At 49.0% G+C, this 11320-nt stretch carries 9 protein-coding genes and 1 tRNA gene; 3 read left to right on the top strand and 7 right to left on the bottom strand.

Annotation, left to right across the window (positions count from 1 at the left end):
* Positions 1–32: 32 nt before the first annotated feature.
* Together C6W44_RS07695 and C6W44_RS07690 are read left to right on the top strand one after the other, a co-directional pair.
* Positions 33–109 (top strand) — tRNA-Pro (locus tag C6W44_RS07695).
* A gap of 219 nt (positions 110–328) precedes the next feature.
* Complete coding sequence (locus C6W44_RS07690; RefSeq protein ID WP_105244901.1) at positions 329–1273, top strand: DUF1853 family protein; 945 nt, start codon at positions 329–331, stop codon at positions 1271–1273.
* 54 nt (positions 1274–1327) lie between these two features.
* Here C6W44_RS07690 and C6W44_RS07685 read toward each other — a convergent pair whose 3' ends face one another.
* The 7 genes from C6W44_RS07685 to C6W44_RS07655 form a co-directional block, all read right to left on the bottom strand.
* Entirely contained in the window at positions 1328–1858 is a 531-nt protein-coding gene (locus C6W44_RS07685) for a DUF2726 domain-containing protein (RefSeq protein WP_105244900.1), read from the bottom strand.
* 273 nt (positions 1859–2131) lie between these two features.
* Positions 2132–3352: a LysM peptidoglycan-binding domain-containing protein gene (locus C6W44_RS07680; RefSeq protein WP_105244899.1), complete on the bottom strand. Its 1221-nt coding sequence runs from the start codon at positions 3350–3352 to the stop codon at positions 2132–2134.
* Positions 3353–3592: 240 nt separating this feature from the next.
* Positions 3593–4960 (bottom strand): bifunctional folylpolyglutamate synthase/dihydrofolate synthase, encoded by a 1368-nt coding sequence (locus tag C6W44_RS07675; RefSeq protein ID WP_105244898.1) that lies wholly within the window; start codon positions 4958–4960, stop codon positions 3593–3595.
* A gap of 162 nt (positions 4961–5122) precedes the next feature.
* Entirely contained in the window at positions 5123–6100 is a 978-nt protein-coding gene (gene accD, locus C6W44_RS07670) for an acetyl-CoA carboxylase, carboxyltransferase subunit beta (RefSeq protein WP_198336862.1), read from the bottom strand.
* Between the two features lie 317 nt (positions 6101–6417).
* The gene (trpA, locus tag C6W44_RS07665; protein WP_105246560.1) at positions 6418–7242 is read right to left on the bottom strand and encodes a tryptophan synthase subunit alpha; all 825 of its coding nucleotides are present in this window, start codon (positions 7240–7242) and stop codon (positions 6418–6420) included.
* A gap of 129 nt (positions 7243–7371) precedes the next feature.
* Entirely contained in the window at positions 7372–8646 is a 1275-nt protein-coding gene (trpB, locus tag C6W44_RS07660; RefSeq protein ID WP_227526387.1) for a tryptophan synthase subunit beta, read from the bottom strand.
* A gap of 164 nt (positions 8647–8810) precedes the next feature.
* The gene (locus C6W44_RS07655; RefSeq protein ID WP_105244897.1) at positions 8811–9482 is read right to left on the bottom strand and encodes a phosphoribosylanthranilate isomerase; all 672 of its coding nucleotides are present in this window, start codon (positions 9480–9482) and stop codon (positions 8811–8813) included.
* Positions 9483–9711: 229 nt separating this feature from the next.
* Between C6W44_RS07655 and C6W44_RS07650 the strand changes: the two genes are divergently transcribed.
* Positions 9712–11316 carry a cryptochrome/photolyase family protein gene (locus C6W44_RS07650; protein WP_105244896.1) on the top strand — a complete coding sequence of 535 codons (1605 nt, stop codon included), beginning with the start codon at positions 9712–9714 and terminating at the stop codon, positions 11314–11316.
* Positions 11317–11320: the final 4 nt, after the last annotated feature.

Genomic DNA, 11320 nt, shown 5'->3' with positions numbered 1-11320 from the left:
ATGCCTAATTTTGCGTAAAATAGTCAGTCATTCGGGGCGTAGCGCAGTCTGGTAGCGCACCACACTGGGGGTGTGGTGGTCGCAGGTTCAAATCCTGCCGTTCCGACCAAACATCGTAGTTAAAGAAAAAGTCAACCATTGCTATCAATGGTTGGCTTTTTTTATAGTTAATAACTTCTTACTAAATACTACAAAGATGCCTTCGTAATTGCGCTTAGCGCTTCATTGATGACAAACACTTTAGACTTATAATACGTCATCGATTGACTATAGACTTTTGGTACATGAGCCGCTAGGGTAAACGTACACTGTAATGATGGTTTATCCTATGATCGAGCCGACGGCTCATGGCCCGTTTACTTATCTACATACCGCACCGTGGGAAGCCTATCGGCGCCCTTATGTGCGCGATTTGGCTTATGTGCTGGCCTGCCCCACTGTCTTAACAAAGTGGTTGGACGTTGCGCCGCATCAGAACACACATACCGTGTCGGTCCATAGCGCGCACTTTTGGCAGCAGCAGTTTGCAGCCTATCAGGCACGCTTAGAGGAACTCGATACCACCAATGCGTATCAGGCGCTGACGCGATATCTACTGGCACGTCCCAGTCCCAATCGCTTAGGTTTTCACTTTGAGGGATTGTTATCATTTTGGCTAGAAGATGGCTTTGTGCGCAAATTACATCCGTACGAGACGCTTGCTAACAATGTGCAGTTGTATAACGGCAAACAGACGACGGGCGAGCTGGATCTGATTTTATACAATCATCAGGACAATCTGACCGAACACTGGGAGCTGGCGATCAAGTTTTTTATGGGTGCACCGCCGTTTGAGCCTGCAAACTGGGTCGGTATCAATTCCAATGACAACTTACAGCGCAAAATGACCCACATGCAGACCAAGCAGTTCCGCGCTGTGTGGGTCGATACCGCTAATCACGGGCAAGTAAAAATCGACAAACGCTACGGTATTATCAAAGGCCGCTTTTTTTTGCCGCTCAATATCTATGGCTTTGATAAACCAGATTGGCTAACGCCCAGCTTTCCGCTGCATGAATGGTGTGATAAAAGCGACGCCGTCAGTCTTGCGACGCTCGATACGGGCACTCTGCGGCGCGCGTACTATATTGAGTGGTTTACCAAACGCAGCTTTTATGACCGTTACGCCAGACGAGCGCTTGCACAGGCTTGGTCAGAGAAGAGCCTGCCAAAGACAGGGCTATATTTTGAAGGTGACAGACCAATTGTCATCTATCCGAGGCAGTGTGAGTAGCCCGCACCCTCAATCCGAGAGGTCAGTTTTAATCACGACCAACAACCATCATTATCAGTACGTCTCAATCACCTGCATCAGCTCATATCTGAGCATATCCGCGCTTGGCATACGCTCAGCGTGAAAGCGCACGATAGGAATACCTGCGCTAGCAAGGGCTTTGTCCTTTTTGTCATCGGCTTTTTGGCGTGATTTGCTGCTATGTGTCCAATCATCAAGCTCGATAGCCATTAAGGTGGTCTGCGCGTCGATATCGACGATGACATAATCGACACTCTGACGACAAATGCGGTTAAACCAAAAGCTACGCTCGGAGGTCTCATCGCTATTGGCTTCAATGATTCGCGACAGCTGCACCTGCACAAATATGTGATACTCGGGCAAGGCGTTTTTTAATTTTTTAAAAAAAATCACCTCAGTATCAGTCATGATAGGCGTCGGTGTAAATGGCCAAATGGCCAACTCATCACCGCGCACAGGCTTTGGCTCAGGCTCGGTGCTTTGACGCTTTGAGGATAGTTTTGGTAACGTAATTAGCCCTAAAAACCCAACAGCCAATATTAAAAATACAACGCCAAACGACATGGTTTTACCTTATAAAATAAACAAGTGATTACCCAAGTTCCAGCTGCGAAGGTTCACAAGCATAGCTGGGCATTTGAATAATCACGGCAGGTCAACCTTTTTAGGCTGACAGGTGATACAAAAACAGAATAAATGCGCAGCATGGTAGCGAAACCTACCCAGCCGAGCAATCAATAAAACAAAAAACACGACATCTAGTGTCGTGTTTTCTCATATCATCGAAACAGCGAAGGCGTCTATACTCACTACCAGTGGCGATACATTAGTCGCGGTTTAGCGCCAGTATAATACCCAAGCACTGGTGGTGTTTACTTTAGGGTCGCTGTTGATCTTGTCTTTGAGCGCCAGCGCTGCCACTTTACCGCGCTCAGGACCGACGATGACGCGGACACCGCGACTGGTCGGACTGGTCTTTACCTGATACCCTGCTGCCTGAAACTTTTTGGCCAATTCATCTGCTTTGGCCTGATCATTGGCAAGTGCGACTTGCACCCCAAAGCTTCCTTTGGCATCGGTTTCCTTGACCTGTTGGCGAGCATCACGCAGTTTTTGCTGCGCATCACGTTTGGCCTCTGCTGACTTTTTTGCCAATGCTTCTTCTTTTTTGCGCTGCGCTTCACGCGCTTTTTCGGCTGCCGCTGCTTCTCGCTCTAGACGCTGTACTTGTTTACGTGAGGGAATAGTCAGTGTCTGACCCAGCTGCAGTGAGGTCGAGGGTGACATATTGTTTGCCTGAGCCAGCGCTTCCACCGGTACGTTATACTGTCTGGCAAGTTTAATCAGGCCGTCGCCTCGTTTGACTTCATAGTCAGTGGGGGATTTGGGCGGCTCTTTTTTGGCGGCTTCGGCAGCTTTTTCAGCCGCTTGCTTTTTTGCAGCGGCCTGCTCGGCAGCCTGACGCTCAGCTTCTGCTTGTTGCTTTGCTTGTTCCGCTTGCTGTTGTCGCTGTGCCAATTCTTTGGCGGCTTGTTGCTCTTTGAGAGCGGCTTGACGTTTGGCTTCTTGCTGCTGGGCAGTTTTTAATTTTTCGGCTGCGGCGGCTTGCGCCGTATTGCTATCAGCACTTTCAGAACTTTCTGTACCTTCAAGGCTTGCTGTCGCCGAAGCGGTATCGTCTTTTTTCTTAGCCGCGGCGCTGTCGCTATCGTCAGCAGCGGTAGTATTTGTTATATATTGCTGGCTTTCTGCGCGCGCTTTGGCCAGTGCTTCAGCTTCAGCGGCTTCTTGCTCAAGCAAAAACTGCTGAGCACGTCTTTCTTGCTCTGCGACGCGAGCGGCGCGCTCTTTTTGTTTTTGTGCCAAGATGCGTTTTTCTGTTTCGATGTCTGTTGTCAATGGCGGCTGCGTGGTTTGCTCAGTGCTTGAGCTTTCGACCATCGCTGAGGTCGGCGCAGGCTGACTATTATCGCCGATTTGTTGCACCATAGCGTATAGCATCACGCTACCGCCGATAATCATCCCAATGCCCAATAAGGCTTGTCTCGAAAAGTTCATCCGTTTACGTCTCTTAGTTGGTAATAAGGTTGATTGAGCGGCGCAGCTATCGCTTTAAGACCTTGGCGGGCAAGGCTCTAAAAGTTTACCCATCCGTCAGTTTTTTGGCGTTATACGCTATATTTCAATCACTTTGATTATAAAGCATATTTTTCGCGCTGTCTGCTATCACACTTGTGCTAAGCGTAACACGAAAGCAAAGCCCTTTTAATCAATCACGGGTCGTCACTTCATCAATTATCACTGATCGGTGGTCAATGCCGCTAATGCCTCACCGATGGTATGAAACGAGCCACACACCACGATGAGATCCTGTGCGCTGCTCGCTTGCATCACCGCCTGCGTGGCATCTTTTAATCTGTCAAACTGATGTATCTGCGTCTGCTCGACATGGCGAGACAGGACGCTGTATAAATGTTCGGTACTCGCGGCACGTGGATAGTCAATCTCCGCGATAAACCACTCGCTGATCGGCAAGCCAGCTTGGCTTAAGCGCTGGACGACATGGTCGATATCTTTATCACCTAACATAGAAAACAGCATTTTGATGCTGGCAGGTTGGCTGCCGCTATGACTGTCTTTAGACTCGTGCTGCTCGGCGAGGTGCTGCTGCCAAAGCGGTACAAGCTGCGTCAATAAAAACTCGACACCTTGCTCATTGTGCGCCACATCAAATAGCCAATGACGCTGCTGGGTATGGCGGTAATCAAACCGTCCTGCCAGCTTGACTGTCTGCAGCGCCTGCTCGATGGCACTGATATCGATATCTAATGGACTGGCTAGCACAGCCGATAAGGCATTGGCAGTGTTCATAAGCGACAATGCTGGGCGTGGTAACTGCATCGTGACAGCGGCATTGCTATACTGCCATGTGGCTGAGTCGAGGCTTTGGTAAGCAAAGTCCTGCTCGACCTGATAGCAGCGCGCTTGATGCTGATCAATCGCCTGCTGCACGCTATCTGGTATCGTAGTCGCCCCATAAATCAGCGTGATATCCTCACGCAAGATACCTGCCTTTTCGCGTCCGATATCCTCGACATTGTCGCCCAACCAATCGATATGATCGATGCCGATATTGGTAATCACCGCCATGTCAGGATCGATGATATTGACCACATCCAAGCGCCCGCCCAGCCCCACTTCTAATACCCATACCGCGCAGTTTGCTTCGGCAAATATCAATAACGCAGCAAGTGTCGTCATCTCAAAGAACGACAATGTCAAATCGCACTGCAGCCGCGCTACCTCCACCTTACTAAAGGCATTGATTAAGGTCTCATCGCTGACCATCTCGCCATCGATGCGCACCCGCTCATTAAAAACGCTTAAATGCGGTGATTGATACAGCGCCGTCTTATACCCTGCTGCTTGGCACATTTGCGCAATCACTGCGGTCGTTGAGCCTTTACCATTGGTGCCCGCTACAGTAAATACATACGCATCGTTTTTGGCGGACTGTACCAAGCCTAGCGCCTCAGCCACTGGCAACACGCGCGACAGCCCCATGTCAATCGCCGACACATGGATCTGCTGCATATAATTGAGCCATTCGGTCAAACTAGACTGGTTATCGGGCGTACTTGAGGTAGCAACTAAGGAGTCAGACATGAAGAAAACCTATCAAAAAAGAATCAAATAAAAACTGAAGACAGTATATAACTACCCAGCCAAAAAGCAAAAATAGCATTTACCGTGATTGACGATAAATGCTATTTTTAAGAGCAGTTTTGTAGCTGTGCCTATGCGATAAACGCCATAACCGGTGCGGCGTTACGCATCCACATTGGTGACGTGACACAGTTTTGCCAGCAGACGATAAATGGTATCGATCAGCTGATGACGATGCACCACTTCATCCACCACCCCATGCTCTAACAAAAACTCAGCGCGCTGAAACGGCTCTTCTAAGGTTTCGCGTACCGTCTGCTCGATCACGCGCTTGCCAGCAAAACCAATCATCGCTTTTGGCTCTGCCAAATGAATGTCTCCTAGCATCGCCAGCGAGGCTGTCACACCGCCATAGACGGGATTGGTCAACACCACAATATACGGTACGCCCGCCAATCGCAAGCGCTCAATCGCAGCGGCGGTGCGCGCCATTTGCATCAACGACAGCAAGCCTTCTTGCATACGCGCGCCGCCTGAGGCTGCAAAACAAACCAGTGGTATTTTTTCCTCAAGGGCTTTTTCAGCGGCTTGTACAAACCGATCACCGACCACCGATCCCATCGAGCCGCCCATAAAGCGAAAATCAAAGGCACAAGTGACAATGTCTAGATTGCGCAGCTTGCCATACATCACGATCAGCGCTTCAGACTCGCCTGTCTTGTCTTGTGCTTCGCTCATGCGCTGTGGATACGGCTTACTATCGACGAAGCTCAATGGATCTTTTGCATTGAACTCTTGCCCCATCTCGCCATCTACTTGATCGAGCAGCCAGTTTAGACGCTCACGGGCGCTCATCGGTAGATGATGGTCACAATGCGGGCACACATAACAGTTAAAAATCAGCGCGGTATTGGTAATCATCGAGTGGCAGTTGCTACACTTGGTCGATGGTTCAGTCTCAACCGCAGTCAATGGAGCGGTAAGTTGCTGCTTAATACCAGGTATTGGGCGATTAAACCACGATTGGCCAGCAGCATTGCCGTTTTTTTCGGCGCTGGGTTTGTCAGTTGCGGTTTTTTCGATATTGTTTGGAGTTGTCATATCAGCTTTGGTTATTGTATCAGTCATAGTATTCGCCATTATCAAAGGCTTACAGGCAAGTTGGCTCGTTTACTTGTCCCTAAGAGTCCATTTATAAAATCAACTTAATCGTCACAGCACTCGATGATATCAGCCATCAGCAGGTACGCTCATGCGAGACGGTCACAATTTATATGTGAGGTTAGTTTACACACGTAAACTAAATTTAGCAAAGCCATTTCGTGCTGTCTTTATAGACATTGTTATTATAAACCCTGTTATGATAAACCTTGTCATTCGTCCAGCGCGCCGTCGCCTCAGCTCATCACCCCTAGGGACACCTTGAACAACTCACCGCTTACCTATGATACCGTCCGTTAAACTGTCAAACTGTCTAAAGCACCGCGCAGCTCGTCCATTTTTGCCATGATTTTTTGTTGAGCATTGGCCACTGCCACCGCATCACTAGCATCGATATCGGCGAAGTTTTGTACCAGCGCACTACCAACGATAATCCCATCAGCATGCTGACCGATCGCTTTGGCAGAGGCCGCATCACGGATACCAAAACCCACGCAGACCGGCAAATCGGTCTCTGCTTTGATAGCTTGTACTTGAATGGCGACATCATCGGTATCGAGCGTCGCTGAGCCCGTCACGCCTTTGAGCGACACATAATAAATATAGCCACCGCAGTGGGTCAGCACTTGCTCACGGCGCTCAGGCAAAGTGGTGGGCGATAATAAGAAAATCTCATTCATCGCGTGCTCAGTTAAATGCTGAGTAAAACTGCCCGCCTCCGCTGGCGGCAAATCCACCATCAAAATACCATCGACGCCTGCCTGCTCGCATAAGGTGACAAAATTATCATAACCGATGATCTCGACAGGGTTTAGATAACCCATCAGGATAATTGGCGTTTGCGTGTCTTGCTTGCGAAACTCTGCCACCATATTTAGCGCATCACGCGTACTAGTACCTGCAGCTAATGCACGCTCACCCGCTAGCGATACGGTTGGACCATCAGCCATGGGGTCAGAAAACGGCAAACCCACTTCGATCATATCCGCGCCATGCTTGACTAAGTCATGCAATAGACCTACAGTCGTCGCAGGATTTGGATCACCTGCCATCACATAAGGAATCAGGGCTTTCTTGTTTTGTGATTTTAAAGTTTCAAAAGTGCTTTCAATTCTGGTCATACTTTTAACTCGGGTCATAATCGTCTCTAAAATTAATAAAAACTGGCTACAGTGGCGCTTTATCATTCAATCAAAGAGCCACTCAATGTATGTCATCAACGTGGGTTTGTCGCAAAACAAGGCTCACCACTACAACGCAATCCCTTCTGCCTTCATCACTGAATGCAAGTCTTTATCACCGCGACCCGACATATTGACGACAATGCTCTGCTCAGGGGTCATGGTTTTCGCCAGTTTCAATGCATAGGCGACAGCATGCGCAGACTCTAATGCAGGTATGATGCCTTCTTTGCGCGTGACTTCATGAAAGGCGTGCAACGACTCTTTATCAGTGCAGCCGACATATTCGACGCGTTTCATGTCTTTTAAGAAGCTATGCTCAGGACCGACGCCAGGGTAATCAAGACCCGCTGAGATAGAGTGCGTCTCTTGGATTTGACCTTCATCGTCTGCCATCAGGTAAGTGCGGTTGCCATGCAGCACGCCGATGCGACCAGCGGCCAATGGCGCTGAATGGCGACCTGATTCAATACCGTCGCCCGTTGCTTCGACGCCATACATTTTGACGTCAGTATCATTTAAGAAATCAAAAAACAGCCCAATCGCGTTGGAGCCACCACCAACACAGGCAACCAACGCATCAGGCAATTTGCCGGTTTTTTCTAAATGTTGAATACGGGCTTCTTTACCGATAATCGCTTGGAAATCACGTACCAGTAGCGGATAAGGATGCGGCCCTGCAACGGTGCCGATGATATAATAAGTGGTGTCAACGTTGGTCACCCAGTCGCGCATCGCTTCGTTCATCGCGTCCTTGAGAGTGCGCGAGCCAGACGTCACTGGCACCACTGTCGCACCAAGCAGGCGCATACGATAGACGTTCATCTTTTGGCGCTCGACGTCATCAGCGCCCATATAGACGATGCACTCTAAGCCTAGGCGCGCGGCAATTGTCGCTGTCGCCACGCCATGCTGTCCTGCGCCCGTCTCGGCGATGATGCGTTTTTTGCCGCACATCTTGGCAAGTAGTGCCTGCCCGATGGTATTATTGACCTTGTGTGCGCCTGTGTGATTGAGGTCTTCACGTTTAAAATAAATCTGCGCGCCGCCGATCTCATCACTCAGGCGTTTGGCATGATAAAGCGGGGTTGGGCGACCGACATAATTGACCAAATCATTGTGATATTCTTCCCAAAAAGCCGGATCAGCTTTGACTTTGGTGTATAAGGTTTCAAGCTCTTCTAATGCCGCCATCAGCGTTTCAGAAACAAAACGACCGCCATGGACACCAAAGTGTCCGCGTGCATCAGGGTATTGATTAAAGTCTTGCACATCTGCTGGATTGGTAAAAGTATTGATAGATTTTGCAGCATCAGATAGCGCTTTGTTTGAGGCATGACTCATGATAATTCCTACGATAAGTGGGGGCTTTTAATATAAAGATGAAGGAGATAAAGCGTCTACGCTTGCCGCCATATCGTCATATAACTAGGCGACAAGCAAAAATTCGGAATAACGAGCAAATAACAATATATAGACATCACATAGACACCAATATAGCAATTATCTTAAAGCCCGTCAGTGACCGTCTCGTTTTGCCATCGGTCACGTTTGACTGCCTTCATAAAGGCGCGCATTTTGGCAGCGTCTTTTTTGCCTTTAGCAGATTCGATACCACCGCTGACATCGACGCCATAGATAGGTAAATCAAGTGTGCCTGCGACATTATCAGCAGCGAGGCCGCCGGCTAAAACAATCGGTAACGCGCTGCCCTGTGGTATCAAACTCCAATCAAAGCGCGCGCCCGTACCGCCGTATTTTTGCGGATGATAAGCATCGAGCAAGATACTACTGGCGCCCATCACGGCAAAGCTATCGATACGCGCGCGCACGCTAGCTGCCGTGTCTTGCTCGGCATCGATACGTAGCGCCTTGATCCAGCGTTTATTGACCGCGCTTGCCAGCTGCTGGCACTGCTCAGGCGTTTCGTCGCCGTGGAATTGAATGATGTCAAAAGATACATGGTTTGCCAGCGCCAGCAGCTCATCGTGAGTCATATTGACCACCAGTGCCACGACACTGACAAACGCCGGTACAGCGGCACTCAATGACTGCGCCTGTTTGGGCGTGACAGCACGCGGGCTTGGTGGGTAAAACACCAAACCAACCGCATCCACACCCAACTGCACAGCGGTCTGAACATCACTGAGCTGGGTAAACCCGCAAAACTTCACCTGCATTGTCTGACCTTAATTTGAAACGCTTAAAAGATTTAATAGGTTCAATATCTACCATTGTACTGAGAGCCTGGTGCTCCCAATCTCGTTGTATCCCTTTTATATCGACCTGACGCTATGATGCTGTTTTGTTACTTGTCTGCCAGACCCATTGCATCAAAAAACTTATCCTAGCATACTTTTATTCATAGTTTTGTTTATGATTACGATTGATTGGTATAAGGGTACTTGCATGTCTAAGACTGCGTCTGCTAATGGCGATAACGATGATAATACGGATATGAATATGCCGCATTATCTAATGTGGTTTCGCCGAGATTTACGACTGCATGACAATACAGCGCTGACGGCACTTTGCGAGCGCGCGCAGGCAGATCATGCGCGCGTCAGTGCGGTGTTTTTTTTGACGCCAGAGCAGTGGCATGCGCACGATACTTCCTTAATACAGGTGGATCATATCGCCCGCACCTTGCCCATACTTGCCAAGGCGCTACAAGCGCAGCTAAACATCACATTGACTGTACAACTTTGCCCCAGCTTTGTCGACTGTATCGACGCGCTCAGCACACTATGTCAGGACAATAACATCCGCTGTATCATGGCCAATCATGAGTACGAAGGCAATGAGATCGACCGTGATGAAAAATTAGCAAAGCAGCTAGCAAAAGACAATATCGAGTTTGTACGCTGGCATGACCAATGTATCTTGCCACCACAAAGTATCACCACCAATGATGGCGATAGCATGTATCAAGTGTTTACCCCGTTTTATAAAAAATGGCGGCATACTTTGGATATCAGCAGCATACAAATGCATGAAGCCACCGCCATAAATAATAATAAAACCAAGCTAAAATTATCAAAAGACAGCGCCACCACACTACAAGACATCGAAGCATTGAGTAACAAGGTGGTCAGCACTTATCAAAACGCACGACAAAAGGCTGATTTATCGCAGCATCTCGATATGGATGCTCAATTAACAAAAGCCCGCGCCGCCTACCCTGCAGGCGAAACAGCTGCCTGTCAGCGTCTAAACGACTTTATTGCCGACGACATCGACGACTATGATATCAGCCGTGATACACCTAGCCTCGAGGCCACCAGTCAGCTATCCGCCTACCTGACCATTGGCGTCATCAGTCCTAGATTATGCTATCTACAGGCAAGCCTAGCGCAAGAAAAGCTACACGGCAACGATGGCGACAATGAAGACATCAATCGCTGGATAAGTGAGCTGGCCTGGCGCGACTTTTATCGCCATGTGCTAGTGGACAAGCCGGCTCTTATCCGCCACAAGGCCTATAAAGAAGAGACAGATAAGAAGATTGATTGGTCGTATGACAAGGATGACCTTGAGGCATGGTGTACTGGCAAGACAGGCGTGCCACTCGTTGATGCGGCGATGCGCAGCCTAAATGCGACTGGCTTTATGCACAATCGCCTGCGTATGGCCACCGCGATGTTTTTGACCAAAGACTTGCTGATTGATTGGCGCTTAGGCGAGCGCTATTTTATGCAGCAGCTCATCGATGGCGACTTTGCCTCTAATAATGGCGGCTGGCAGTGGAGCGCCTCAACCGGTACAGACTCTGCGCCTTACTTTCGGATCATGAATCCCTTTAGCCAAGGCAAAACACATGACAAGGATGGCGTGTTTATCAAAACTTGGCTGCCTGAATTAAAAGACATTCCTGCCAGCATCTTGCATAGTGAAGACAAGATGCGTAAAGAGCTGGCAAAGGGCGGCAAGTTTGCTGATATCGACTACCCTGTGCCGATGGTCGAGCATAAAGCGGCTCGTCAGTTGGCCATTGCTGAGTTTAAAAAATCGTAATACA

Origin of the sequence: Psychrobacter sp. Marseille-P5312, assembly GCF_900291405.1 — a bacterium.
In the GTDB taxonomy this organism is placed as follows: domain Bacteria; phylum Pseudomonadota; class Gammaproteobacteria; order Pseudomonadales; family Moraxellaceae; genus Psychrobacter; species Psychrobacter celer.
This window is presented reverse-complemented; position numbering and strand designations above follow the sequence as displayed.